Below are 26084 nucleotides of genomic sequence, written 5' to 3' on the forward strand. Positions count from 1 at the left end.
GTCCGGCATGGGCAAGACGATGATCGTCGAAAAGTTCGCGCGCGATCACCCCGCCTATTTCGACGCCGTCAATGGGCTCAAGCGCATGCCGGTCGTGCTCGTCCAGATGGTCTCGGGGCCGGATGAAACGCGATTTTACAAGCGGCTGCTCGCGGCGATCGGCGCGCCGGAGCCGTCCCGGCCGACGCTCGGCGCGCTGGAGAATGTGGCGTTGCGCGTGCTGGAGCAGGCGCAGCCGGGCATGCTGGTCATTGACGAGGTGCATAGTCTGCGGGCGGGGACGGTGCGCGAGCAGGCGCGGTTTCTCAACATGCTGCGGTTTTTGGGCAACGAGCTGCGCATCCCGCTCGTCTGCGTCGGCACCCAGCAAGCCCGAAATTCACTCAGGACGGACGAACAACTCGTGCGCCGCTTCGAGGCCATCGCGCTCCCGCCCTGGCGAAACGACCAGGATTTCGCGGCGTTGATCGGAAGTTTGCAGCGCACGCTGCCGTTGCGCCGGCAAAGCGAGATCGGCGAGCGGGCGCTCAAAAGCATCCTCGAGACGACGGGCGGCGTCACGGCGGCGATCTTCTCGCTGATGACGCGATTGGCCGTCGCCGCCATCGTGAGCGGTGAGGAGCGGATCATGGGATCCGATTTCGAGGACGCCAAGACGACCTCGTTGCTCGGGGAGGCGGTGTGAACGCGGAGGCGCTCGCCTCGCTCTTGCCTGTCGCGCCGCGACCGGCGCCCGAAGAGCGCCTGTCGTCATGGCTGTCGCGGGTCGCGGAGATATACGGCATGTCAGCGAACGCGCTGCTCGCCCATTTCAGGCTCGCGGGATTTTCGGCGCTGAAGCTCGAACAGGGTTTATCGCCGGGGCAGGGGGCCTTGATCGCGACGCGCGCCGGGTTGAGCGCGCGGACGATCGACAACATGACATTCGCTGCTTTGGCGCCGCACGCCCGTGTCATGATCGCGCCGAGCGCCAGATATTTTTGCCCGAGTTGCGCTCAAACCCCCGCGATCGGCCGCAAGGATGCGGCGCTGCCCTGGACGTTTTGGTGTTCCGTGCACGGCGTTCGGCTGTGGGCGCGCGACAAGCGGCCGATGAAAAGCTTTCTGCCCGAAAGTGTTCTCGAACGTCTCGATCGACTGGCGCGCCGCGGCGCCGCCCGCTTGGCGGCCTGGGCCGAGGATTGCGACGCCGTGGGCGAGATCGACCCGCCAACGGTTCCGGAGCTGCTGCGGTTCCTGACCACACCCTATCGTCGCCCGTCGCCGCCATCCCTGGCGGAGCAGCCGCGACTCTCACTCGAAGCGCGCCGCGCCAACCACGCGTTTCTGACCCGACCGATCGTCCGCCAGGCCCTGCTTGTCGTCGCGCCGGAATATGATCGCTTCGCGCCCGTGCTCGCCAAGCCAGTTCGCCCGGGGCTCGCCGCTCTCGCGTGCGGCTCGCTCTTACAGAACTACGCTTTGGCGGTCGGCGTGGCGCGCCTGACCGAAAACCCCGTCGAGCGCGCCGCGGCGGCGCTGGCGGCCGCCGACGCCGAGGGGGAAACGAACTTACGCCGAGTTTTGGGGGCGTGGCCCTCTGCGACGCGTCGGCGCATCGACGTCGAGTTGCGACGCCTGACCGACGCGCAGCCGGCTGGAAAGGCTCCGCGACGGCGTCGATTGCAGCGCAGTTCCATAAATTATGCGCGAGTCCCACAAATTTCGGCGCGGCTTGTCCCATGAATTGTGAATCGGAATTCCGAAATTATGCGCGGTCCCGCCGCGCCGAGCGCCCAATCCCACAAATTATGGCTGTCCGACATCGGGCTCGAAAAATCCGACGCCTCGGAACGCGCGCAGCGCCCGATTTCGGATCCGAGCGCCCCGGGATCCGGGCGTCTCGAATCATGTCCGATAAGCCCACATTATCGGACATGGAAGAGAGAAGACAAGCGCGGCGGATTGGGCGCTAAATTTAACGATAAAGCGCCGCCGTGGCTTGCCGCCAGACTCGTTCGGGGGCTAGATTCCGCCCATGCTGCAGAGCGATTCGTGCGACTCATTTGAGCTTGATCCCCTCCCAACCGAGGGGCCGCCGCGTGGCCGTACCAGGCGGGATTCAGGGCCGTCGCTTTCACAAAATGTGAGAGAGATTCAGCCGCTGCCACGCTGGGCGCGGTTCGAAGCGAGCGCCCGTGATGACGCCAAAACGGCGGCCTTCCTCGCTGGCGCCAATCTTCTTGCTCTCGACCAGATTTTGCGATCCGGCGAAGCGGGCGGCGAACCCGTTTTCTCTGGCGCGTTGCGCCAGCGTCTGGCCCTCAAGGCCGCTGCGACGTGCGCGCGGCTCTCTCGATTTCGAGAGGACGAAACAGCATTACGAGACGCCGAGCATCTTGGCGGCGGCGGCGAGACAAGTCCTGCCGGACGCGTGCATCGCCTGTTTCGGCTCTTTGCGTCGCGCTGCGTGAGATTGGATGTGGCGACTCTATCACTTGCCGCCGAACATGTGGGAGCGCAAGATGCCGTGAACGTGCAGGAACTTGCCGACGCATTGCGCAAAGTCGTCGCAAACGCCAGCGACCCACTTGCCGCGGCGGCGGCCGCGAGCGAAGCGGCGACGTCTTACCTGGCGGCCGTCTCCCCGATTGACGGCGAAATCTTCGCCCTGTGGTTCGCCGACGTCGCTTTGGCGCAAAAGCTCGGCTGGCAGGCGCCGGTTCCGCTGCTTGCCACGGTGATCGCTCACCCCGCATTGCGCAGCGGCCCAAACGGCCGCCGCCCGCGTCCAGGCGACCGCGACTGGTCGAACGCGCTCGCCGGCGTCTACGCGCTCGCCGCGGGTGAGGCGATGGATCTCGCTGGCGCCTTGTCGCGACAAACACAAAAACTTTTCGATGCAGCGCCGAAACTGCGCGCCAAAGACGCGGCGCGCGTGATCGAAATGTTGCTCGATGACGACTGCGTTTCCGCGGCGCGCGTGGCGAAGAGGGCGAAGCTCTCCGACCGCAGCGCGCGACGGTTGTTTGATCGGCTGACTGAACTGGGGGCTGTGCGCGAGCTGACCGGGCGCGCCAATTTCCGCCTCTATGGGTTGTAGCCTTCTCGGGCGACGCGGGAATCAGATCGCATAAAGCAGGCGCGACAATGCAATGTGAGGCGCGGATCATGGGCCGTCCGAAAAAGCGCGAAGCATACGAGGATTTCGATCCCATTCTAGCCGACCTGCCGGAAGCGGCGCGCTGGCGTGAATGGATGGGGCGGGTCGAAGCGGTGATTTTTGCCGCGCGAAACCCCGTGCCGCGCGATGCGCTTGCAAGACTAGTCGGTTCATCCTGCAATCTCGACGACCTCATCGCTGACATCCGCGACGATTTGCGCGCGAGGCCCTATGAGCTCGTATTCGTCGCCGGCGGCTTTCAACTGCGCACCAAGCCGCGTTTCGCGCCAGCGATCCGGGCGGCGAGTGGCGAGGATTTGCGCTCTGCGGGCGCGCCCGAATTGACGCCAATAGAGCTTCTGGCCGTGACGGCCATCGCTTATCTGCAACCCGCGACCCGCAGCGACTTGTCCCGACTTGCCGGCCGGGAGATCAGCCGCGACGTGATCGGGGCGCTCAGGCGTCATGGGCTGATCGACGGCGCGCTTCGCGCGCCAGAACCCGGCGCGCCTTTCGCCTATGTGACGACGAGGAAGTTTCTGGAGGTGTTTGGGCTCGCCTCCTTGCGCCATCTCCCCGATATCGAGCGACTCGAGGACGAGGGGCTGCTGCAACGGCCTCAGTCGGACATTGATCTCGACGGGGCGATGGGCATTTTGCGAGAGAACGACCCGCTCTTCGTCGACGCCATGGAGCTAGGCGAGGCCGATGAGGGGTGAAATTCGCACCATGCGCGGCGGCTATGGCCGATATCGTCCCGGTTTCTTGCGGACAATCGGGGACCTTGCGCGCTTTGACGTCGAAGCGCCTTTGCGCTGCGTGTTAGGCAGAGGGATGAAATCGGCAAAAACTTCGCGCTGCTGATGCCGCGATCGCTGACATCCGTGCTGACGCCGCACGGCGTCTTGCGCCTGCAGCCGGGCGAGTCGGAGGCTCCCCTCGACGAAGCGGTTGCGGAGCGCCTTGTAGAGCATTTCGCCCGGGGGCCGGGACACGGCCTTTTGCAATTGGGGTTGAGCGAGACTGGAACTCTCCTGCCGCCGGCGCTGGCCTTTTGGCGCAGCTTCGCCATGCGCTTTGTCGCGGCGCTCTGTTCCCGCACGGAGGCGATAGCGGTTCCTCCGCCGTCATTGAATGAGCTGGGAGTGCTGATCGACGCCGCGCCGCCGATGCTGGGCGGCGAATATTTGCGCCCCGAAGTCCTGCTTCAGTTCTGGCGGGCCTTGCAGGAAGCGCTTCAAGGAGAGCTTTCGGCCGGCGGCGGGTCGCTGCAGGAGTTTCTCAAGAGCCGCGACAGCCGCTGGCGGTTGGTCGGGCGCGTGCACTTCAATCTCGCCGAAAATCGGCGCGACCCAGACTTCCCTTTCGCCTTCATGGCGACCTACGTCGCATCGCTCGCCGAACACGGCGCCTTGCGCCATTCACCGCTCGGCCAAGCGCTGCATGACTACGCCGGCGAAAAGAAAAAACTGCTCGACTTGCTCGAGCCGGTCAGCCGTGCCGCGGATCGCCTCGATTGGCTGAAGGAGATCGTCGACGCCGGCGAGATCTTCCATCCCTTGCGTTGGACGCCCAAGGACGCCGTGCGCTTCCTCAAAGACATCGAGGCGATGGAGCAGGCCGGGCTCATCGTGCGCATGCCGGCGAGCTGGCGCATGAATCGTCCGAGCCGTCCAAGCGTGGAGGCGACGGTCGGCTCCGCAACCCCTTCGATGGCCGGCGTCGCCGCGCTGCTCGACTTCGACCTGCGCGTTAGCCTCGACGGCGAGGCACTCACCGCCGAGGAAACCGAAGAGTTGTTGCGGACGACCGAGGGCCTCGCGCTGCTGCGGGGCAAATGGGTCGAGATCGACAGCGAGCGCCTGAAGGCGACCCTCGATCAATTCAAGGCGGTGGAGCGTCTTGCACGCAAGGAAGGCCTTCCCTTCGCACAGGCGATGCGGCTGCTCGCCGGCGCCGACCTGGGCGATGCGAGCCGCCCTGCTACCGACGTCAAATGGGCGCGCGTCGAGGCCGGTCCCTGGCTCACTAAGACGCTGGAAGGGTGCCGGGATCCGCAGGCGCTGGCCGAGGCCGACCCGGGCGCGGCGCTGAAAGCGGAGCTACGGCAATACCAAGAAACCGGCGTGCGTTGGCTCGACTTTCTGACCCGGCTTCGGCTTGGCGCCTGCCTCGCCGACGATATGGGGCTCGGCAAGACGATCCAGGTGCTCGCCCTGTTGTTGACATTGCGGCGGCGGGAGCCGGCCGGCAGTCCAAGCCTCCTCGTCGCGCCGGCGTCGCTGCTTGCCAACTGGGCGTCGGAAGCGGCGCGTTTCGCCCCAAGCTTGCGGGTCATGCTGGCGCATCCCGCTTTCGCTCCCGCTGCCGAGCTGAGGGACTCGACGCCGGAACGCTTTGCGGCCTCCGATCTCGTCGTGACGAGCTATGGCTCGCTGCTGCGGATCGAGGCTCTCGCCAAGACGCCCTGGCGGCTCGTGGTGCTGGACGAGGCGCAGGCGATCAAGAACCCCAACGCCAAGCAGACGCGGGCGGTAAAGGCGCTGCAAGGCGAGGCTCGCATCGCACTGACCGGCACGCCGATCGAGAACAATCTGCGCGACCTCTGGTCGATCTTCGATTTCATCAACCCGGGTCTGATGGGATCGTCGAAAGCTTTCGCCGATTTCGTCAAGCGCCTCTCCGCGCAGGAGTCGCCCTCCTACGCGCCGCTGCGCAAGCTCGCCGCGCCTTACATCCTGCGCCGGCTCAAGACTGACAGAAACGTCATCGCCGATCTGCCGGACAAGACGGAGGTCAAGGCCTTTTGCTCGCTCAGCAAGCGACAGGCGGCGCTTTATCAGGCGACCGTGGCCGAGCTCGAGCAGAGGCTGAAGCAGGCCGAGGACGACATAGCGCGGCGCGGGCTGGTGCTCGCCATGCTCATGCGTCTCAAGCAAATCTGCAATCATCCGGCGCAATGGCTCGGCGACGGCTCCTATGTCGCCAAAGACAGCGGCAAGTTCGCCCGCCTCGTTGAAATCGCCGAGACGGTCGCCAGCCGCCAGGAGAAGCTCTTGGTTTTCACCCAGTTCAAGGAGATCATTCCGCCGCTGGAGCGACTGCTCTCCGGCGCCTTCTCGCGCCCGGGGCTGGTCCTGCATGGCGAGACCGCCGTCGGCAAGCGCAAGGAGCTCGTCAAGAAATTCCAAGAGGACGAGTCCGTTCCCTTCTTCGTCCTCTCGCTCAAGGCCGGCGGGACGGGCCTCAATCTGACCGCCGCGTCGCATGTCGCGCATTTCGACCGCTGGTGGAACCCCGCCGTCGAAAACCAGGCGACCGACCGCGCCTTCCGCATCGGGCAAAAGCGCAACGTTCTCGTGCACAAATTCGTTTGCCGTGGCACGATCGAGGAGCGAATCGACGCGTTGATCGAGACGAAGCAGCAACTGGCTCAGGACGTTCTTGGCGGCGGGCAGGAGGTAATCCTGACCGAGATGAGCGACCGGGACCTGCTGGCGCTCGTCAATCTCGATCTCGACGCTGCGATGAAGGAGGGGTGAGGCAGATGAGCTTCTGGAGCTACCGCCCCTATGTTCCCGTGGCCAAGCGCCGCGCGCAGGCGGCCAAGGAAGTTGATAGGCTAAAGAAGAAGGGCCGCGCCATCCTCCCTGTCGTCCTTGAAGGCCGCAAGATCGCGCAAAGTTTCTGGGGCAAGGCTTGGTGCGACAATCTCGAACGCTATTCGGATTTCGAGAATCGCCTGCCGCGCGGTCGAACCTATGTTCGCAACGGCTCGGTCGTCGATTTGCAAATCGCGCGCGGCGGTGTGCGGGCCTTGGTCAGTGGCTCCGATATCTATGAAGTGAAGATCGATATCGCGTTGGCTGCGCCAGAGCGATGGAAGGCGATCTGCCGGGACTGCGCCGGCTCCATCGGTTCGCTGGTCGAGCTGTTGAAGGGCAAGCTATCGAAGAACGTCATGGAACGCGTGTGCAGGGAGAATGACGGTCTATTCCCAGCGCCGCGCGAGATCAAAATGTCTTGCACCTGTCCGGACTGGGCCGATATGTGCAAGCATGTGGCGGCGACTCTTTACGGCGCTGGGGCGCGTCTCGATTCGGGGCCGGAGCTTCTGTTCACCTTACGGGGCGTCGACAGCGCCGAATTGATCGCATCGGCCGGCGCCGACGGCGCCCTCTCCGAAGCGGCCGCCTCGAGCCACCGCATTTTGGCGGATGAGGATGTTGCGGCGATGTTTGGAATCGAGATGGCGCCGCCGCCTCCCCGAGCCGCTCCGCCAAAGAAGAAAGCCGGCAAACGAGCCAAGGAAAAAACGCCCGCCACGAGCAAGCAAAGCAGCCAAGGAAACGCTGACGAAACCCTCGGCTCCGACAAGAAGCCGATGAAGGCGCCAAGCACGCGGAAAGTCGTGGCGAAGGCCGGGGCTCGGAGCAAAGCTCGCGAGCCGCGTCCTTCCGCGCCGACGGACGTAAAGAAGGGGAAATCCGCGGCGCCAAGGAAGGGCGCGATGCGTGCGAGAAAGATGGAAACACGAGAGCCGATCAATCTCCAGACTGTAGCCAGCGCGTCGATCGGCAAATCGCGCAAGAACGAGCAAGCTTCCGGACGCACTCGCGCGGCCAAATGGATCGGCGCCAAAAAGCGAAAATCGCGCGGTTAAGGTCTACCGTTGCGCCAGCCATCGGCCCTCTGCGCCCATAGGGGCATGATGGCGAGGTCGGGCAGAAGGGCAGGGGATGGCCGACATTATCGAAGCGATCGAACAGGTGCGGCACGTTTTGGGAGACATGCCGCTCGAAGCCTTCGAAGCGGAGTGGGAAAAGCAGTGGCTCGTCGAGCGCGGCGTCGAGATCATTTCCGAGGCCGGTCATCACTTGCCCGACGACCTGAAGATACGCAACCCGGAGATTCCCTGGAAGAAGGTCGCCGGCGTCGGCAACCTGCTGCGCCACGATTACGAGAGCATCGCGGCTCCCGTCATGTGGAAGCTGGCGCACGAAGATCTCTTTGATCTCGAGCGCGTGTGTGCCACGAACTGGAAGCCGAAGAGAAACGTAGGTGAAATGGATGTAGGGCAGGGGGACCGGTCGGGTCAGGAAGGGTAAAGGACATGGCATTGGACGATATCCCGGTGCGAGGAAGCCTTGCGGGTCAGCTTTAAAGACCTACAGGAAGCCTTCGAATTCGTGTCCGCGGGCGGCGGAGACGAGCACGGAGCGTTTCTGTGCAAAAAGACCGGCAAAATTTATTGCCATTCCGAGCTCGTCGACGATCTCGGCCCATTGCCCGACGACATCGGCGACAGTGACAAGTTCCTTCAAATCCCGGACAAACGCGAGCTCGATCTCGGCAAGCCTCTCGCCTTGGACTTCGCTCACGAATTCCTGGCCGATGACTTTGATGAGGTTCGGCGGTTCTTCGGCAAAAAGGGCGCATACGCCAGATTCAAGGAACTGCTGGAACGAAGAGGCTTACTCGATCAATGGTATGCCTTCGAGGCAGAAGCCGAGGAAAAAGCCCTGCGGGTGTGGTGCGAGCTCAATTCTATTGCAGTCGCTGATGAATAGCGGCCTGTGTTGGGAGCCATCTTGGCTGAGACTGGCAAAAAGCTGGGGGTCAGGCGGCTTGTCGAAACGCGTTGTCGTTGGGCCATGTCCATTCAACGTGCTGTGGCAGACCGCAGTGGCGTTTGAGGATTCCGTTGAGATGAGCAGTCCGGACGTGAAGCATCAGCTGAGCGCCTAGCCGAGGCCATCGCATCTGGCGCTTCTTGCACATGCGTTGATTGACCAATTGGTTCACCGTCGATTCGATGTTGGCGGTTGCGATCCGTTCGCCTTGGCGCCACGTCCTTCCATAGTCGGTTAGCGAACGGATGTTCGAATAAAGATAGCCTTCAAGTTCTTTGAAGCGCTTGTAAGCGGCTTCAATTTTCGAAAGATCGTCGCCAGCCGCGTCAATTTCATTGCGATGAGAAAGCAGCTGCGCACCTAATCGAGACAGCGTTATGATCCATCGCGCATGGCGTGATTTGCCGTAATGCCAAACATTCCAGCGCACGCTACGCAGATTGCGTCGGTAACGAGCAAGCCTTTCCTTGAAGGCGGGCTCGACATAATTTAGCGCCCAATAAATACTTCGCCAGAGCCATTGAATTCGGCGGCGCAGGTGAAACCAATCCAGCCGATGTTCAACGCGGCCGTTCAACCAATTTACCCGCCATCAGTCTCATGGCGTCCTCTCCGTCGGAAAGAACGGTGAGATTGGTGGCGGGCCCACGTCCGGCGCTGCGAAGAGCGAAGCGAACCCGTTCACGCGCGAGATCGTCGAGATCGCGGACGGCGGCTAAAATTTTGTCCTGGCGCCCGCAAGGTTCGATCCGGCCGAGCACGATCTCGAAATTCCTGCGTTGATTTTTCGAGCGCGTGGCTTTGACAAGCGCCCCATCAATGCCAACGATCAGATGCTCGACGGGCTTTTCGACGGTCGGCTTTCCCGCGATCTCGGCTCTCGTTTCTGTTTCGATCGCCTTTCCCACGGCGAGGACACGATTGCGTGTCGTCGCATGATTGAAACAAGAGAGATCTGGGAGAAATTCATTCAGAATATCGGCGGTTGCTGATAGGAAAACTTGCATCCAAGCTTGGTCTGCAAATATCTCAATTCCGGCGTAGAGCGATGCGGAAAGAGGACGGCCATGGGAGACGGCGCTGCGGAACCCCCGCAAGCACAGGCCTCGAAGCGAGGCGCATGAATGCGCAGATGTCCAAACACCGTGTCGATCCGCCGGCGCCGATGATCTTTGATGGAGCGGAGTCGACCACAGCAAGGACACGGCCGAATTTTCGAGATAAAGGCGCGAACCTGATCTTGGGCAATTTCCACCTAGACGCGCCGGATCAGGAATTTGCCGTCGTCATGGGTGAGACCAAGGTCGGACTCGGACGTCAGCTCGGGCCGCTCGATGTGGCCGACTGTTGCGGAATGAAAATTTTCAGCCTCGTCGATGCGCTCCAACTTCACCGTCCATTTCATGGAGAACTCCCTCAGGCAATTTCCCAAACGATATTCGTCCTTTATCTTTCGACCCCCAACTTCTTTCCGGTCTCGATACATCCGCAACCAGGAAGTCGAATATGCGCGTTTGGAGTAGTTGAACCTGTGGCGAGGACGCTGCGCCGCGGTTTTGCCGGGGGGATACTTACACGACCCCCCCACTTCTTTCCGGTTTCCCAAGCCACTCTTGTGCCATTGCAACAGAAGGAGCCCGAGGGATGCGATCCATTTGCCTTTCTTGGTTCGCGCTGAGCATCCTGCAGCTTTTCGCCACGCCTGGTCTGACGCAGACGACTAGCGGATATACCGCGCCCCCCGAATTCATGAATCTGTTTTTTGACTTCACCGGTAGTGAAGAACCTGACTATCCTGTCGGGCAACCCACTCTGGGTCAGATGCTCACACAGGCCATCGTAGCCAAAGAATCGGCAAGCGGCGCTCCCGGTCCACTAGTGCTCGTAGTCGGCTCCGATATCTACGTCTACGATTCGACCAGCCGGGCTCGGCTGAGCCAGGAACAGTTTCGCGCGGATCGCGGCAGCGGTTTCTATGAGCTGACGGCAATCAGCCATATTGGGCCGGCGCTCGCCTACTTGGCCCAGATCAAGGCCAACGGCGATATGCGCTGGAAGGCGCGCCTCGCTTCCTTGCAGACGCACGTTACGCAGGTGCGCGCGCTCAACCGGCGCGCGGCGAACAACTGGCTTGATCAGCTAAACCAACCCGCTTGGAGCGCGCGCAAGGCACAAATTCGCAACATGATCGATTATGCCTGCGCCCGCACGTTGGACTACATCGGCTCTCTCGGCAAGGGCGACCGCTTCACCGTCGACGGCGTGAATGACGATTTTTTCAACGGCGCGTCGGCCCGGTATCCGATCCCATACATCAATGTGATGATTGGCACTTTCATGCTCGAAGCGCTGCGCGGCGCTTCGAACGTCCATGACTCGTTGGCCCGCCTCAAACTCGACTGGCCGCATGCGATGGTCTTGGTGAGCAGCCGAGCCGGGACCAACGTCTCTTCAGGATTGACCGAAGGCACCAATTGGCTGCCGCTATTCCTGAAGGCGCTATCCGGTTTCACCTTGCCCGACGATCGGATCAAGATCGTCCCCTACGCTGAAGTAAGGCCTTCGCTCGGTGAAGCGCAGTTGGCGCCAGCGGATCTTAGTTATTATGTTCAGCGCGTTTGGGGCCCGTTGTTCTATCGCAAGGTCGTTTCCGATAAGGTGTTCGCGGGCATCTCAACAATCTACCTTCCTGACCGCCCGCCGTTGCCAGGCGATTATTTCGTGACCGAGAATGGCGCCATCGATCAGTTCATGATCCGCATGAAGCATTCGCTCCGCGATTCACGCGAGATGCTGTCGAATACCGTCGCGTTCTGGATGGTACAGGAACTCGCAAATAAGAACTGGGATCCGGGCGCGGTAAACATTCCCGGCCTGACCATTGGCTTCGCGGCCGGTGTCACGGGATACCCGCAGGTCCCCTAAAATAAGGGCTCCGAGTGAAACTCGAAAGAAAATTGTGCGTCCATTTGTGCATGCGGAGCGAACGCACGTTCGGTCACGCACGAGGTCAATGAAGCGCCAATGGCAGACATGTCTTTTTCATTGCGATTCACGTTGTTGCTCGCAGGAAAACCGGCAGCCACTACACATTCTCTGGCCGCTCGGTCAAGGCGGGGAGCAATGCACGTCAGAACGAAGCCTGCCGCGAGTTCTTCGTCGTCGAGGACGCAAACGGCGTCGCGCTCGCCTATCTCTATTTCGAGGACGATCCGACCCTGCGGGCGCCGACGCCAGAGGCCGTTGCGCAGATGATCGCCAGGGCGCTGACGGCGCGGAGCGAGACGGCGACCTGTTAACGAAAAAAGGGATTTGAGGAAAACCGACTTATGTCGCATCTTGCTCACGCCGCTTTTCCCTCAATGCTCCCGTTGCGTCGTGGACATCTTCGCGGTTTGCCGGCAGCTTTGTTGGAATTTCTGTTTTATTTGGGTCCAGCTTCACTGGAGTTCAGCGCATGAGCACCGCTTCAGAGTCCGCTCCTATTCTTGTGAGCCCGGTTCCGCTATTCAACTATCCCGATTTATCGGTCAGCGACTATCGTTTGGCAATTAGCCCGGACGGCTCGCAGGTCATTTTCGAGCGGAACGTTGAGGGCGCCCAAACGCAACTTTACATCGCCACACTCGGCGACACGGTGGCGCCAACTGTCTTCCCGCCAGTTAGCCCTTTTATTCCCTCCACGCGTCCTGATTGGTCCTGGACGAATGGTCAGGTCGCTTTCTGTGCCGGAAAAGGCGAAGAGATCGTGATCACGGACGCGGCGGGGACGAGTATCCGTGAACTGCAAGACACCGCCAAGATGATCTATCCAGCTTGGCTGCCGTCCGGTCTTTCTCTCGCCGTCATGAATCAAAACGCCCGCAATAAGAAAACGCACAAGAAATTTATCCACCCGCGAACGAGCATCATTGACAGCTTCGGAGACATAGAACTGAACATCGTCGCCAATCATACGGTCTGGGCAGGAATGCCTTGCGTCAATCCGGGGAACGCCAACCAGTTCGTCTTCGCCGGGCAGTGGCGGCAATCGGACGAAAAATACCATCAAGACAAAAATTACGTCTGGTTCGTGGACAGAAGCACCGATCCAATTACGCTTCGCCCGCTCGATCAGAAGGCCAATCAGGGTGGCGCTTATGAACCCAAATTCCAGGGGCGGGCGCCATGGTATTCGCCGGACGGCAATTGGGTGGCCTTCGAATCGAGTCGCGCCGATCCCAACGCCTATAAGAAAGGTGTCAAACTTAAAGATTTGCGTTATGCGATTTTCATACAGGATGCGGCGGGTGCCAGTCCTGCGATGCAAGTGACGGACATTGAATACAACGCCAACCATGCGAAGTGGTTTCCCAACGGCATCGAACTTGCCGCGACCTTATACCAGACGCCCTTTCAATCGCTTCAGCCCAAGAAGCGGGGCCTCTATCGCCTCGATGTGACGAGTTTTGTTAATCCGGCAGGCTAACGCTGCCGCGCCTCAAATCCTCGAGCATATCCGCCTGGCTCTTTGCCCCAATCATCGCAGCGCGTTCGTGTTGACGACGACCCCCGAACTTCCGAGCGATTCCGTTCTTTCACATCACCCCCATGGTCGCCCTCGATTGCATGTCGCCTTGCGGTGATAATCCTTCCTCGGACTCAGACTTCGACGCATAGGTTCGCCTTTCCCAAGGAGGCGACCTTAACCCTCGATAATGCACATACTGCCCACAACCTTGCATGCTCTCGACGCCCAATTGGGCGTCCATTTTGACGTCTCTCATCATACAGCCATCCTCGAAAGTAAGGTGACCCCAACGATTTTCGCGGCGGCAAACGCGCGCCCGCCCGCTTCGTCGACTGGCAGACTTTCTTCGATTTCGGCGATGGCAATGTGCGGCCGAACAAGAAGATCGACACCAAACTGTCGAGCCCGCTGTTCGACCTTCCGGGATTCCCGCCAGGCGATGTCCAATCGCTGGCGCAGCGCAACTTGCTACGCGCGCTCACTTTCAGCTTGCCGTCGGGCCAGAGCGTCGCCAAGGCCATGAGCCTACCGCCGCTCGACGCCATACATTTCGACGACCTGAAGCCGCTTCATCTGCACGTCCGCACGCCGCTCTGGTTCTATATCTTGCGTGAAGCCGATGTTCAGCAGGATGGAAAGCAACTGGGGGCGGTAGGCGGACGCATCGTCGCCGAAGTGTTCATCGGGCTGCTGCAAGGAGACGCGTTGTCGTATCTCGCGCAGGATCCTGCCTGGACGCCGACTCTGCCCGGCGCCGCCGCTGACGATTTTAAAGTTACGGATATGTTGAGATTCGCAGGCGTGGTGGCGACTCTGTAGCGTGGTCGGGCGCGGGGCAAAGAAGCTCCCATTAGGCATGGGTTCGAGGCTTCGCTCGACACCTGGACGCATCTTTGCCGCACTCAGCACGGCGAAAGCACAATCAGCGCCTCACCGGCGCGCTGCTCGACCGCCTCACGCTCATGTCCATATTCTGGAGATGAACGGCGAAAGCTATTGGCTCAGGCAATCGAAAACACGTCGTCGCAAAGACCCGGCGACGTCAGACGAGCCGTTCATCGATCCAGAGACCGGCTCGGCCCGCCGGTGCGTGTTGGCGATGTTGTCCTGCTGGCCCGGTTTTACTCCGCCGGTTGGAAATTGCTCCGCCGTTGACAAGCGTCATCTTGTCTTGGCCGAAATCGAGGGATTTTTGGCCTTGCGATCACTGAAATTGCGAGTGAGCATGGTTTGATCGATTGCGGTTGTATGGATAGGGACCGCCTAACTCTATCTGCGGGCACTCGTTCTTTAGCTGAGGTGGAAGAGCATTCATACTGAAATTGCAATGAGGAGAACACAAATGACAAGTCATTTAGAACCACCAACCAGGCTGCAGTCGTCGATCGACGAACCCGGCAACTATGACAACATTTATCGGCAGGCGTCGGATGCTTTCGAACGCCTGCTTAGGCAACAGGAAAAGCTTCAAATGAGGGTTTCGGATTCTGAAGAAATTTCAGATCATGAAGCAGAGGGAGCCATGCTCTATGTCATGTCGCGAGGTCGATGATCTGACCGATTGCATCGATGTTGATGCTGCGATGCGCCACAGCCCTCCGATGTGAGCCTGCACCTCCCGAGCCCCTTTTATCGCATGGGGGAAGCCATGAGAATTCTGACGGACTGCTCGTTTTTAACCAACAAGCAAATCAGAAAAATCGAGGAAAGATACGGCGCGAGGTATGTCTTTGAATCGCAGTTGAAGCTGCGGAGCGAAAAGTGGAGCGACTTTTCATCGGCGGTTTTTTATACGGATGAGCCTCATCCCGAAGGATCGAACTGGTTTGCCATATGGGATAATGATGGGCGTTTCATGATCTCCAATGCGATCTCCGCCGTCGAAGAACCGTTCTTTGGCGCCCTGGCGGAAAATGGGGACGTCATTTACTCCCGCCATTGTCGCGATTTCCGGGAAAGCGACGACAAAACGGTTTTCGTCGACGGTGGGAGGGACCGGCTTCGTCATGATCTAATTCATGAGATTCTCAAACTTAAGGTTCTGAGAGACAGGGTGGTCGTTGTGCCGCGGGAAAATAGGAGGCCTGGCTGCGAGGTGCCGTTCACGGCAGAATTAGATTGGGACATAAATCAACCTGAGTTCTCCTATTCTGGCGATCCCCTGCCAGTCGGTGCTTTGAGCAAGTAAGGGTTTTGGTTCTTGTGGCAAAAAATGCATTATCGAGGGTCACATTATGGACATGCAAATTTCAGAACGGGCCATGGAAAAGACCGGTCGCTTCCGTCGCGTTGGCTTTTTGATTTTCCCTGATTGCGAGATCCTCGACATTTGCGGTCCGCTTGAAGCGTTCTTCTTCGCAGACCATTGGTTGGGCCGCCTCGGGAAGACAAAGGAGCCGGGCTACCAATCCATCATCATGGCCGCGGCTCCAGGACCGGTCCAGACCATGTCCGGAACTCAGATCGTGGCCACGCACTGCTTCAGTGAGATAAGCGATGGCTTGGATACGCTGATCGTGGCTGGGGGAACGGGTGTTGAACAAGCGAGCAAGGATGAGAGGCTCGTAGAGTGGGTGCGATCGATGGCGCCAAGGGTACGGCGGGTGGCGTCGATTTGCTCAGGCGCGTTCATATTAGCCGCCGCTAAGCTTTTGCATGAAAGACGCGTCACCACGCATTGGATGTTCTCCGAGTTGCTTGCCCAGGAGTACTCGTCCATCGAGATAGACGCGAGCAAACTCTTCGTCCGCGACGGGAATATTTACACGTCGGGCGGGATCACGGCGGGCATCGATTTAGCGTTGGCTCTTGTGGAGGAAGATGTTGGGCCGGAAGTTATGCTTGCTGTCGCTCGGACAATGGTGGTCTTTCCACGGCGCCCCGGCGGCCAATCCCAATTCACTGCTCAAACGAGTTTGATGGAAAAGACGGACCGTCCAGACCTTGCGGAACTTCGAACATGGATGATGGCTCACCCCGAAGCGGATTTAAGCGTGCCTGCTTTGGCGGATCGCATGTCCATGAGCCTTCGCAACTTCTCGCGGCTTTTTCAAAATGAGGTCGGAGAAACGCCAGCGCATTTCGCCGAGAGAGTTCGAGCTGAAGCCGCGCGCTGCAAGCTTGAACAGACCACTCTGCCGATCGAGAGGATCGCAAGAGATTGCGGCTTTGGCGATCCGGAGCGTATGAGGCGAGCGTTCCTACGGCTTTATGACGCAAGCCCAGCCGATTACCGCGCGCGTTTCCGGTCGGCTCTACTCACTTAGGGAAATGAATAAGAAGCGCGGTACGAGATGGGGATTGCCGAGCAAAAATAATAATCGAAGGAGTAATGCCGTGGATATTCTGTTTTTGACTTCGGCCCATAACAGCCTCAGCCAACGACTTTTCATTGAGTTGTCTGAACGCGGCCATGAAATAAGAGTCTGCGTGGTGACGAGCGAGAAGGATATGATCGATGCGGTCTCAGAGCGAGCGCCTGATATGGTCATTGCGCCAATGCTGAAGAGCGCAATTCCGAGCGAAGTGTCGTCTCGTTGTCTCTGCCTAATTGTGCATCCAGGAATTAAAGGGGATCGAGGCCCGTCTTCGCTGGACTGGGCTATCGCCAATAACGAACGGACTTGGGGTGTATCAATCTTAGAGGCTGCACCGGAATTCGACGCAGGGCCGATTTGGGCGTCGCATGAGTTCCGCCTCGAAGCCGTTCCTCCGGCGAAGAGCAGCCTTTACCGTGGCCCGGTTACGGAAGCTGCCGTTCGCGGCGTCCTTGAGGCGGTGTCGCGAATTGAGTTGGGCGAGTTCAAGTCAGGAGCGTGGCGTCCCGAGGCGCTTTCCGATGCGTTATCCTATGCGCGCGGCCGCTTGCGCCCGGCGATGAAGCAGTTAGACCGGGCCATCGACTGGCGTCAGGATTGTACGGCGGCGATTATTAGAAAAGTCCGCGCGGCGGACAGCGCGCCTGGCGTTCTCACGACCCTCCTTGGAACGAGTTGCTTTCTTTATGGAGCGCACGCGGAGGACTGCATTAAGGGGCCCGCCGGGCAGATCCTTGCCAAGAGAAATGGCGCGATTTGCATCGGGACAATTGACGGCGCCGTTTGGATTTCCCATCTGAAAGCCAAGGGCGATCCCAAGGTAAACAGTGAAGCTTGCCAGAGCGCCCAAGCGGGCATCGCGTGTGACTTCTGTTACGTTGAATTCTGCGCCGTCGCTGGGGTCAAGTTGCCCGCTACCCAGGTATTAGGGCCGTTGCTTCGTGGAGTGCCTGAGGTGCCGCTCCCAGTAGACGCACCAACTGACCATCAGACCTTCCGTGAAATCGTCTATAGAGAGGAAGGGCAGGTCGGCTATCTTTCATTTGATTTTTACAATGGAGCAATGAGCGCAGACCAATGCCGCAGGCTGCGCGACGCCTTCCTGCATGCCCGTTCGCGTCCCACCAAAGTGATCGTGTTATTGGGCGGCAAAGATTTCTGGTCGAATGGCATCCATCTGAACACAATCGAAGCTAGCGCCGACGCGGCTGAAGAATCTTGGCGCAACATCAATGCCATCGACGATGTCGTCTACGAGATAATCAATACATTCTCCCACCTCGTCATTGCCGGACTGCGCGGCAACGCTGGCGCGGGCGGCGCGATCCTCGCTCTTGCAGCGGACCACGTGTATGCCAAGTCCGGGGTTGTCCTCAATCCTCACTACCGGAGCATGGGCGAGCTGTATGGCTCCGAGTATTGGACCTATCTGCTTCCGCGCCGTGTTGGGCAGGCCAAAGCTTTCGAATTGATGCAATCGTGCATGCCAATCGGCGCGAAGACTGCATGCACGATAGGATTTCTTGACGACGCCTTCGGCTGCGATGGCGAGATATTCGAGGCGGAGCTGCGGGACCGTGCGACGCGCTTGGCGCAAGACCCATGTTTGCGAGTTATGTTACAAAAAAAACATATGATGCGTCTCGACGATGAGGAATCCAAGCCTCTCGCATGCTATCGAGCTGAGGAACTCGAACGCATGAAGGCCAATTTTTTTGGCCCGGACCGTGCCTATCACGAGGCGCGTCGCCGCTTTGTCTTCAAGGGCAACGCACCAGCGAACGATACTCGTCGGGCCCTTGTTTCGCAGATCGACGTAGAATTTGGCGAACGGGCAAATAAAGCCTCACACCCCGTGTGCAACCAAGCCAGCTTAGTTTCTCGTGCTCGGCAAACCAATGGCGTCGAGCTTCCGGATATAGAGAAACCTGACTCGAGGGTCAAACTTTCGGGCGCTTTAGAGCTCCGGCTGATAAAGATGCTTCGGCAAGCTATGGTGCCGTTTAGACATGATTACTGATATTGTCACTTTCGCGTGTGTCGCGTTGCTCCGAGTCGGCGAGCGATATCGGCCGCGACGGCGTGTCGCTGCCGAAATCTAGATTCGAGCGTACTGATAATTTAGCCCGCCAAGGATTGGATGTGCAACGACGTCTCCGAACCGCTCAATCGGCCGTATGCGGGGCGCATCCTTCGCGAGCGAAACATGCGTTCGCGCCTTCTTATAATAGGCGGCGTATTTCGCGAGGATTCATGGAAGGTGCTGCGCGTTGAACGCGATCAAATGATCAGAGATCAATCAATGCAATCTCCGCCGCATGATTGCAAAGTTGCGGGGCCGCTCGAGCGGCAGCTGGTCGACAGTGACGTCGTAACGTCCGCGCCGCGGCCCGCGCCTTTCGTCGCGCAGACGCCGCTAGACGTCGACGACGTGGCCCTGGACATCGCCGGGGCCTGCAACATGGGCTGCACATACTGCTTCGAGTCGGACATCGGCGCCCGGCGCGGTCCCATGGACGACTCCACGCTCGACCTCATCTTCGCAGCTCTTCATAAAGCCTCATAAGCGTCAGCTGTTCCCGCGACACCTTTCCTTCTGAAGCCTTTTCGAACCGAAGTGGACGCCGGTTCGACGCGGGAAACGCGCTTTAAAGAAGCGCTTTTCAAAAGGTGGAGCCGGTTTGATGAAGCAAACGCGGCAGGAAGCAAGGTGAGGCGCAAACATGGGCCGCCCCAAGAAAAGCGAGCTGCATGACTCATTCGATCCCCTGCTTATGGAGTTGCCGGAAGCGGCGCGCTGGCGCGAGTGGATGGGACGCGTGGAAGCCGTCATCTTCGCAGCGCCAAGCCCCGTGCCGCGCGAGGCGCTCGCGCGGGTTGTCGGCTCGACCTGCAATCTCGACGATCTTATCGCCGACATCCGCGACGAATTGCGCGCGCGGCCCTATGAACTCGTCTTTGTCGCCGGCGGCTATCAACTCCGCACCAAGCCGCGCTTCGCGCCGGCGATCCGCGCGGCGGGCGGCGATTTGCGCGACGCCGGCACGCCCGAATTGACGCCGACCGAGATCTTGACGGTAACGGCGATCGCCTATCTGCAACCCGCCTCCCGCGCCGAACTCTCGCGACTCGCCGGCAAAGAGATCAGCCGCGACGTCATCGGCGCGCTCAGGCGCCATGGGTTGATTGACGGCGCCTTGCGCGCGCCGCAGCCCGGCGCGCCATTCGCCTATGTGACGATCAAGAAATTCCTGGAGGTCTTCGGGCTTGCGACCCTGCGCGATCTTCCTGACATCGAACGGCTTGAAGACGAGGGCTTGCTGCAACGAACTCCATCGGAAATCGATATCGACGCCGCCGTGGGGCTCGTTCAGGACGACCACATCGAATTTGACGACGTCGCGCTCGAGGACATCGTAAAGGCCTCTTGGAGACAGGCTCAAAACCCGTCATATTAGAGATTGGGAAATTTTTAATGAGATTATCGGCCCCCGTTGAGCTCCTGGTGAGTTGGGTGGGGCGCCGGCGATAAGATCGTTCGATAATGAGGGATATACTTTATGGACCGCATTAAAAGAAACGGGAACGGCGCCTCGCGGCCGCCTGGATTTGTTGAAGTCTTCGGCATGCTCGCGCTGGGGCTCGGCTTGGCGTTGGCGGCTTTGCCAGCTGCGGCGCAGCCCTTCGCCTATGTCACGAACTCCGAGTCCGAGGATGGCGCCGTTTCGGTGATCGACACAGCCACAAACACCGTGCTGACGGGGAAAGGGTTTCCGATCTTTGTTGAGTCTTCCCCAATTGGGGTCGCCGTCAGTCCGGATGGGAAACGCGCCTACGTTGCAAATCAGACCTCCAGCAGTGTTTCGGTGATTGATGCGGCCACTAACAAGGTGGTGGCCACGGTCGCGCTCCCGGTGGCTGGCGGCCCCTCTGGGGTCGCCGTCACCCCGGACGGGAAATACGTTTATGTAACGAATAGTTTCACCGATCATGGAAACACCGTCTCGGTGATCGACACGGCTACAAATACCGTGGTGGGCCATCCGATCCCGGTGGAGAGATCCCCATCCATGGTCGCTATCACGCCGGACGGGAAACGCGCCTATGTCACGAACCGGTTCTCCGACAACGTCTCGGTGATCGACACGGCCACCAGAACAGGGGTGGGGAGCCCAATCCCTGTGGGCCATTTCCCACGCTGTATATCGATTACCCCCGATGGGAACCATGCCTATGTCGCGAACCAAGACGGCACTGTTTCGGTGATCGACATCACCACCAACACGGTGGCGGCCACGATCCAGGTTGGCGCCAACTCAATTGGGGTCGCCATCACACCCGACGGGAAACGCGCCTATGTTACGAACTTCGGCGACGGCACTGTTTCGGTGATCGACACGGCCACCAAAACCGTGCTGACGGGAGCGGGGCTCCCGGTCCCGGTGGGGATCGGCCCCTTTGGGGTCGCCGTCGCCCCGGATGGGAAACGCGCCTACGTCGCGAATAGGCGCTCCAACAATGTTTCGGTAATTGACACGGCCACTAACACCGTAGTGGGAACTCCACTCCCGTTAGGGACTCTGCCCACTGCCGTGGGCATTATTCCGCCGGCGGGGGGTGCAATTCCTCGCCTTAACCACTAAGCCCAAGTGTAGGTGCGACGATTCAACCTACGCGCAAGCCCACGAGCGGCCAAGTCTTCGATATGCTGCCGGTGCTGATGCCTTTATCTTAGTGTCTGTCCGAGGGGAAGTTGAGTCGGATGAGTCTTTTATGATTCCATGGGCGGCCTGATTCTCGAAGGGGTCGCCGATGTGGACGAACGAAAATCGTGCTCGCTACGACCGTAGTGGTCTGCGCTATCCGAGCGATCTGACGGATGCGGAATGGGAACTGGTCAGCCCCTTGATCCCGCCGGCAAAGCGCGGCGGCGGCAAGCGCAAGGTGGACATGCGCCAGGTCGTGAACGGGCTGATGTATGTTCTCTCGACCGGCTGCCAGTGGCGCGCGATCCCGAAGGATTTGCCGCCCAGGAGCACGGTTTACGGCTATTTCGATCTTTGGACCTATGACGGCACGATCGATCGTCTCCACCATGCGCTTTACGTGAAGTGTCGCGAGGCCGCCGGGCGCGAAGCCAGCCCGACCGCCGCCGTCATCGACAGCCAGAGCGTGAAAGCGGCGGAAAAAGGGGGCGCTGCATTGATCCGCACGGCTATGATGCGGGCAAAAAGATCAACGGCAAGAAGCGGCATATTCTCGTCGATACGATAGGCCTGCTGCTGCATGCAATTGTTCATCCCGCCGACATCCAGGATCGGGACGGCGGCGTTCTCGTTCTGCGCACATTGTTCGGGAAATTTCCGTTTCTGCAAAAGCTATTCGCCGATGGCGGCTATCAGGGACCTATCTTTCGCAAGGCGCAGAAGAAAGCCTTGCCAGGCCTCGTGACGGAAATCGTCAAGCGTTCCGATGCGGCGAAAGGCTTCGAGGTCTTGCCGAGGCGGTGGGTCGTCGAACGAACTTTCTCCTGGCTCGGTCGGTGTCGAAGATTGGCCAAGGATTGGGAGTGCCTCAACCGAAAGGCGCTCGCTTTTCTGCGCATCGCATCCATCCGGCTCATGCTCAGAAAGCTATGCATTCCCGCATGATGTCTTCGGACAGACTCTTAGGTCCGCAATGGAGGCGGGTGAAGCCGCTACCTTGCTGATCGGTGACACGATATACCTCATCGCTCAAGACCGATCGAGCTGAGATGGAGAGCGTTCGAGGTGCGCGCGCCGCGCCACGAGCGCATCCCAGCAATCCCACTCCCAGTAGCTTCGCGAGGCGCCCGAGGGGTCCTTTGGACGCCCTTCCGCCTCGCGTTCGTGTTGCCATGCTTGGTCGTAGAGAGGTAGTGAGTCCGCGGCGAAATAGGCGGGCTTTTTTCCGTGAAGTGCAAGGCCGGCGGCATGAATGCTGCACGTCCAGCGCACCGGATCGAGAATGTTCTGGGCGAGAGGCTCGTCCTGCTGAATAATCTCCGCCACCTCCTGCTCGAACCAATATTCAGGGTCCGACGCTGGCGATCCATTGCGCTTTCGTCGAATGGCCATTTCTTTGGCGATGTTCGGGAAGTGACGCGCCACCCACGAGTGTTCGACGACGCGAGACGGTCCGGTGATCGTGATCGACGATAACGCGGTGTGGTCGTCCCAAATAACGATCGCTCCTCGCGGGTTCGACCAAAGCTTGGCCGCATGCCCGTGCACGGCGTTCCCGGAAAAATAGGGAACAAGCAGACGCGTCTTTTTCCCACGTCGCGCAATGAACGCCGCTTTGCCGATGTCGCCATTCCGAGGGGAAGCGCCAGGCAAGCCTGACGACGATGCGGTAACTTGGAAAAGCTCAAATTGCGATGCGACCAGTTGATCAAGCGGCTGGACGGGGCTCCAATTTGATCGCCGTGCTGCGCCGTGCCCAACAGCTGCCGCTTCGGCCGGTCGCTTTACGAAGAGATTTTGGGAGCACTGCGTGAAGGCTTCTTCGACGCCGCCGACGCAAAACCGAAGTAGGCAGTTTTGGCTCCAAGCGGCATACCGCCACGGGTATAAAGTGTCGGCATCCATAGCATAGTCGTGCTGCACGGTTTCGATCGTTAGCGCCTCAGTCCCAAAGAGCGTGAGGTGTAGCCCCATGGCGTCGGGGTCGTAAGGATGCAATGCAAGAACCGCGAGCTTGCCGGCGTTTCGAACCGCGTCGACAACTTCGATCAGAGCGCCTACGGCGGCGCGGCGGAGCGCGCGAGCGTAGGGCGTCGCGCAAGATACTATGTTGCCCTCAACGAGTTGCCGATAGGAAGGCGGCATTTGGCCGTCCCCCGCAAGCCAGCGATCGATAGCAACTATCTCCTCAGGAGTTGCGGGCATCGGCAAGAACAGGGGAACGGCGATTGTCTGATGGTCGAGAACAATGATCGGTGAGGCGCCCTCAGCTTCCTCGACCATGGCGGCATGCACCGGCCGATGACGACTCCACAACCTGCCCTTAGGGCGGCCTCCACAACCTAACAGCGCGAGCTTCGCGGTCATGGCGAAAACGCCCATGGTGGCGTTGAGAAATTGGCGATATTGGCGCTCGTAAAATAAGTCGGCGGCTTTTGTGACCAGCGCTTCTGCGGCCGTTGCTGGCGCCCGCTTGGAGTTCTTCGCGCTCAGCCTGTACTGAAAGACATGCTCGCTTGCCGGCCCCGGCGAACCTTTTCGGCGCAACCACCGCTCAGCAGCTGCTTCGCGCCAATGCGCCGGCGCCGCGTCGCTCGCCGCGTTAGCAAGATTTCGAAGTCGTGTCAGCCGATAACGATCGTCGCCAGTGTGGCGCGGCTGGGTAGTCGTTGTCGGCGACGCAACGAATTGTTGAATCTGCGCCATCGAAATTTCTCCTCGAAACAAAATGCACACGGCAATTTGCAAATTTTGACTCCCTTTATGGATCGAGGCAAGGAATTGTTATTAGACCAAAACAAGGAGGGGTCAGACTCGACGGTCGGATCTCCAATATTAGCGCGGGCGCTAGGAGACTTCACGCCATTTACAGCCCGGTTCGCGAACGACCGAGGAAAAGCGCTTTTGCGACGGCGACATCCCGTTTGGCGCGCAGAACAATCCGACGTCAATGCAGTCTTGTCGGCAGCGCCATGGAGATATGCCCGACGGCCGTTTAATCTTGACGTAGGTTTCGTCCCTGCGCCAGTGATGGTCGCGCGATCGAAATGCCGGCCCTGAAAAAGGATCATTGAGCTCAGCGTCGCGCTTGCCCCATCACCCGCTTGCCGACAATCTGTCTCGCTTCCGCCGTCCGCTGAAAAACGCGCCTCGCCGTTGCGCCGAACTTCGTCGAGCGAGAGAGCGTTGCGCATCTTCAAAAAACTCGATCCCAACGAAAAATTCTGTAAAGTGCGCCATGGCTCGCGCGACGGGAACAGCTTGCGAGACAGCGACATCTTGTTGCGCGACAAGCGTCGCAACCGCTGATTTCTGAGTTAACGTCTTATGTTTCACGACGCCGAGTTTATGCCATTTTCGCCGCGCGCTAAGCCGTCTCTGCGTGCGGCCGTCACCAATATGATCGAGAACTGGCCACCGGAGGCCTATAGAGAAGGCCACGCGGTGATGCGAGGCCTTTGGCCAATCCTACCTGCAACGGTCTTGCTGACCGATCCAGTCTTGATTGAAGAAGTGCTCATTGCCCGCGCGGAAGAATTCGTGCGCGATCGGTTCCAAACGCGAGCGCTCTCGAGCGCGTTCAGTCGCAAGAGCCTTTTCTTTGCGGAGGGAGCCGATTGGCGATGGCAGCGGCGCACTGCGGCGCCCGCCTTTCGTCATGAGAAGCTTATCGAGCTCGTTCCGACCTTCGCGCGCGGCGCTCATGCACAGGCCCAGGAGTGGCGGCGCACAGCAAATGGAGGCATCATCAACGTGGCGCCGGCCATGGCGCAGTTGACTTTTGCAATTATTCTTCGAGCGGTGCTTGGTCAGGGCGCGGAGACGCTGGATCAGAGAAAATTCCTTGCCGAGCTCCGTCCCAGAGTGTCGACCACCGCTTGGCGGTTTCTCTTCGCCAGGATGGGACTGCCCGAGGCGACGCCGTTTCCGGGCTCGCGCAAGGCGGCGGCCAGCGGTCGCTGGCTTAGCGACGCGATATCACGGCTCGTAGCGAACAGGCGGGCTGAAGGCCGGGAGTCGAAGGACATTCTGGCGCTGCTCCTTTCCGCGAAAGATCCGGAAACGGGACGCGCCATGAGCGACGCGGAATTGATCTCCAACTTATACATGTTCATGGTCGCCGGTCACGAGACAATGGCGACGGCGCTGGCATGGACTTTATGGCTCCTTGCGAAGGATCAGGCGACGCAGGAGCGACTGCGGGCTGAGATCCAAGCCGCTCTCGGCCAAAGGCCGATTGGTCCTGAGGACATCGACAGACTAACCTTTACGCGACAGGTACTTCAAGAATCGATGCGGCTCTTTCCGCCGGCCTTCGGCGTCGGCCGCGCGCCGCGCGAGGACGTCACGATCGGTCCACATAAGATCCGCGCTGGCGAGCTCGTGATCATTGCGATTTGGTGTGTGCATCGGCATGAGAAGTTGTGGGACGAGCCCTACGGTTTTGATCCTGATCGCTTTGCTTCTGAAAAGGTGAAAGCGCGCCATCGTTGCGCCTATATGCCCTTCGGCGCGGGGCCACGCATATGTATTGGATCGAATTTCGCCATGTTGGAGATGACAACCATTTTGGCGACGCTGGTGCGCGGTTTCCGTTTCAAACCCGCGCCAGGTCATCAAGTCGCTCTCGCATCGCATCTGACCCTGCGTGCCAAAAATGGACTGCCGCTTGTTATTGAAGTCCTGTGAGCAACAACAGTTCGGCGTTGACACGGTTACGCGCTGAGCTCGCCTGACGGGTCAGTCTTGTCGCAAACCCTAAATGAGCGCACGCTC

The 26084-nt window shown here is 59.8% G+C and carries 25 protein-coding genes; 20 read left to right on the forward strand and 5 right to left on the reverse strand.

Annotated elements, in window-relative coordinates; all coding sequences use genetic code 11:
* The 8 genes from QZ964_RS01075 to QZ964_RS01110 form a co-directional block, all read left to right on the forward strand.
* On the forward strand, positions 1-685 hold a 685-nt coding region (locus QZ964_RS01075; RefSeq protein ID WP_292528079.1), incomplete at its 5' end, for a TniB family NTP-binding protein.
* A complete protein-coding gene (locus QZ964_RS01080; protein WP_292528080.1) occupies positions 682-1725 on the forward strand; it encodes a TniQ family protein in 1044 nt (347 codons plus the stop codon). The genes QZ964_RS01075 and QZ964_RS01080, both read left to right, overlap by 4 nt.
* A gap of 400 nt (positions 1726-2125) precedes the next feature.
* A complete protein-coding gene (locus tag QZ964_RS01085; RefSeq protein WP_292528082.1) occupies positions 2126-3082 on the forward strand; it encodes a DUF1403 family protein in 957 nt (318 codons plus the stop codon).
* Positions 3083-3150: 68 nt separating this feature from the next.
* Complete coding sequence (locus QZ964_RS01090; protein ID WP_292528083.1) at positions 3151-3861, forward strand: SMC-Scp complex subunit ScpB; 711 nt, start codon at positions 3151-3153, stop codon at positions 3859-3861.
* 144 nt (positions 3862-4005) lie between these two features.
* On the forward strand, positions 4006-6684 hold the full coding sequence (locus QZ964_RS01095) for a DEAD/DEAH box helicase (protein WP_292528085.1): 2679 nt from the start codon (positions 4006-4008) through the stop codon (positions 6682-6684).
* Positions 6685-6689: 5 nt separating this feature from the next.
* Positions 6690-7805 carry a hypothetical protein gene (locus tag QZ964_RS01100; protein WP_292528087.1) on the forward strand — a complete coding sequence of 372 codons (1116 nt, stop codon included), beginning with the start codon at positions 6690-6692 and terminating at the stop codon, positions 7803-7805.
* A gap of 76 nt (positions 7806-7881) precedes the next feature.
* A complete protein-coding gene (locus QZ964_RS01105; protein WP_292528088.1) occupies positions 7882-8250 on the forward strand; it encodes a HepT-like ribonuclease domain-containing protein in 369 nt (122 codons plus the stop codon).
* A 39-nt stretch (positions 8251-8289) separates the two neighbouring features.
* Positions 8290-8712 carry a hypothetical protein gene (locus tag QZ964_RS01110; RefSeq protein ID WP_292528089.1) on the forward strand — a complete coding sequence of 141 codons (423 nt, stop codon included), beginning with the start codon at positions 8290-8292 and terminating at the stop codon, positions 8710-8712.
* 49 nt (positions 8713-8761) lie between these two features.
* Here QZ964_RS01110 and QZ964_RS01115 read toward each other — a convergent pair whose 3' ends face one another.
* The 3 genes from QZ964_RS01115 to QZ964_RS01125 all read right to left on the reverse strand — a co-directional run bounded on the left by QZ964_RS01115 (position 8762) and on the right by QZ964_RS01125 (position 10180).
* Positions 8762-9352 (reverse strand): hypothetical protein, encoded by a 591-nt coding sequence (locus tag QZ964_RS01115; RefSeq protein ID WP_292528091.1) that lies wholly within the window; start codon positions 9350-9352, stop codon positions 8762-8764.
* A complete protein-coding gene (locus QZ964_RS01120) occupies positions 9336-9782 on the reverse strand; it encodes a hypothetical protein (protein WP_292528093.1) in 447 nt (148 codons plus the stop codon). The genes QZ964_RS01115 and QZ964_RS01120 overlap by 17 nt, the downstream gene beginning before the upstream one ends.
* A gap of 248 nt (positions 9783-10030) precedes the next feature.
* Entirely contained in the window at positions 10031-10180 is a 150-nt protein-coding gene (locus QZ964_RS01125) for a hypothetical protein (protein ID WP_292528095.1), read from the reverse strand.
* A gap of 239 nt (positions 10181-10419) precedes the next feature.
* Between QZ964_RS01125 and QZ964_RS01130 the strand changes: the two genes are divergently transcribed.
* Entirely contained in the window at positions 10420-11700 is a 1281-nt protein-coding gene (locus QZ964_RS01130) for a DUF5624 domain-containing protein (RefSeq protein WP_292528096.1), read from the forward strand.
* Here QZ964_RS01130 and QZ964_RS01135 read toward each other — a convergent pair.
* Complete coding sequence (locus QZ964_RS01135) at positions 11697-12122, reverse strand: hypothetical protein (RefSeq protein WP_292528098.1); 426 nt, start codon at positions 12120-12122, stop codon at positions 11697-11699. The two genes, QZ964_RS01130 and QZ964_RS01135, sit on opposite strands and share 4 nt — an antisense overlap.
* Before the next feature lie 110 nt (positions 12123-12232).
* Here QZ964_RS01135 and QZ964_RS01140 point away from each other — a divergent pair, with 110 nt between their 5' ends.
* The 10 genes from QZ964_RS01140 to QZ964_RS01185 all read left to right on the forward strand — a co-directional run bounded on the left by QZ964_RS01140 (position 12233) and on the right by QZ964_RS01185 (position 22253).
* Positions 12233-13243 (forward strand): hypothetical protein, encoded by a 1011-nt coding sequence (locus QZ964_RS01140; protein WP_292528100.1) that lies wholly within the window; start codon positions 12233-12235, stop codon positions 13241-13243.
* A 408-nt stretch (positions 13244-13651) separates the two neighbouring features.
* Complete coding sequence (locus tag QZ964_RS01145) at positions 13652-14104, forward strand: hypothetical protein (protein WP_292528102.1); 453 nt, start codon at positions 13652-13654, stop codon at positions 14102-14104.
* 523 nt (positions 14105-14627) lie between these two features.
* The gene (locus tag QZ964_RS01150) at positions 14628-14837 is read left to right on the forward strand and encodes a hypothetical protein (RefSeq protein WP_292528104.1); all 210 of its coding nucleotides are present in this window, start codon (positions 14628-14630) and stop codon (positions 14835-14837) included.
* Positions 14838-14933: 96 nt separating this feature from the next.
* Positions 14934-15473 (forward strand): hypothetical protein, encoded by a 540-nt coding sequence (locus QZ964_RS01155; protein WP_292528106.1) that lies wholly within the window; start codon positions 14934-14936, stop codon positions 15471-15473.
* Positions 15474-15519: 46 nt separating this feature from the next.
* Complete coding sequence (locus tag QZ964_RS01160) at positions 15520-16551, forward strand: GlxA family transcriptional regulator (protein ID WP_292528108.1); 1032 nt, start codon at positions 15520-15522, stop codon at positions 16549-16551.
* Positions 16552-16621: 70 nt separating this feature from the next.
* On the forward strand, positions 16622-18622 hold the full coding sequence (locus tag QZ964_RS01165; protein WP_292528110.1) for a hydrogenase maturation protein: 2001 nt from the start codon (positions 16622-16624) through the stop codon (positions 18620-18622).
* A gap of 282 nt (positions 18623-18904) precedes the next feature.
* Entirely contained in the window at positions 18905-19168 is a 264-nt protein-coding gene (locus QZ964_RS01170; RefSeq protein ID WP_292528112.1) for a hypothetical protein, read from the forward strand.
* Between the two features lie 157 nt (positions 19169-19325).
* The gene (locus tag QZ964_RS01175) at positions 19326-20060 is read left to right on the forward strand and encodes an SMC-Scp complex subunit ScpB (protein WP_292528113.1); all 735 of its coding nucleotides are present in this window, start codon (positions 19326-19328) and stop codon (positions 20058-20060) included.
* Between the two features lie 102 nt (positions 20061-20162).
* Entirely contained in the window at positions 20163-21245 is a 1083-nt protein-coding gene (locus QZ964_RS01180; protein ID WP_292528114.1) for a beta-propeller fold lactonase family protein, read from the forward strand.
* A 169-nt stretch (positions 21246-21414) separates the two neighbouring features.
* A protein-coding gene (locus QZ964_RS01185; RefSeq protein ID WP_292528115.1) for an IS5 family transposase occupies positions 21415-22253 on the forward strand; the annotation gives its coding sequence in 2 pieces (ribosomal slippage) (positions 21415-21802 and positions 21802-22253; 840 coding nt in all).
* A gap of 84 nt (positions 22254-22337) precedes the next feature.
* On the opposite strand, the gene QZ964_RS01190 is transcribed toward QZ964_RS01185, so the two are convergent.
* Positions 22338-24014: a hypothetical protein gene (locus tag QZ964_RS01190; protein WP_292528117.1), complete on the reverse strand. Its 1677-nt coding sequence runs from the start codon at positions 24012-24014 to the stop codon at positions 22338-22340.
* A gap of 642 nt (positions 24015-24656) precedes the next feature.
* Between QZ964_RS01190 and QZ964_RS01195 the strand changes: the two genes are divergently transcribed.
* Positions 24657-25997: a cytochrome P450 gene (locus QZ964_RS01195; protein WP_292528119.1), complete on the forward strand. Its 1341-nt coding sequence runs from the start codon at positions 24657-24659 to the stop codon at positions 25995-25997.
* Positions 25998-26084 lie beyond the last annotated feature (87 nt).

Origin of the sequence: Methylocystis sp. (genome assembly GCF_021731785.1) — a bacterium.
In the GTDB taxonomy this organism is placed as follows: Bacteria; Pseudomonadota; Alphaproteobacteria; order Rhizobiales; family Beijerinckiaceae; genus Methylocystis.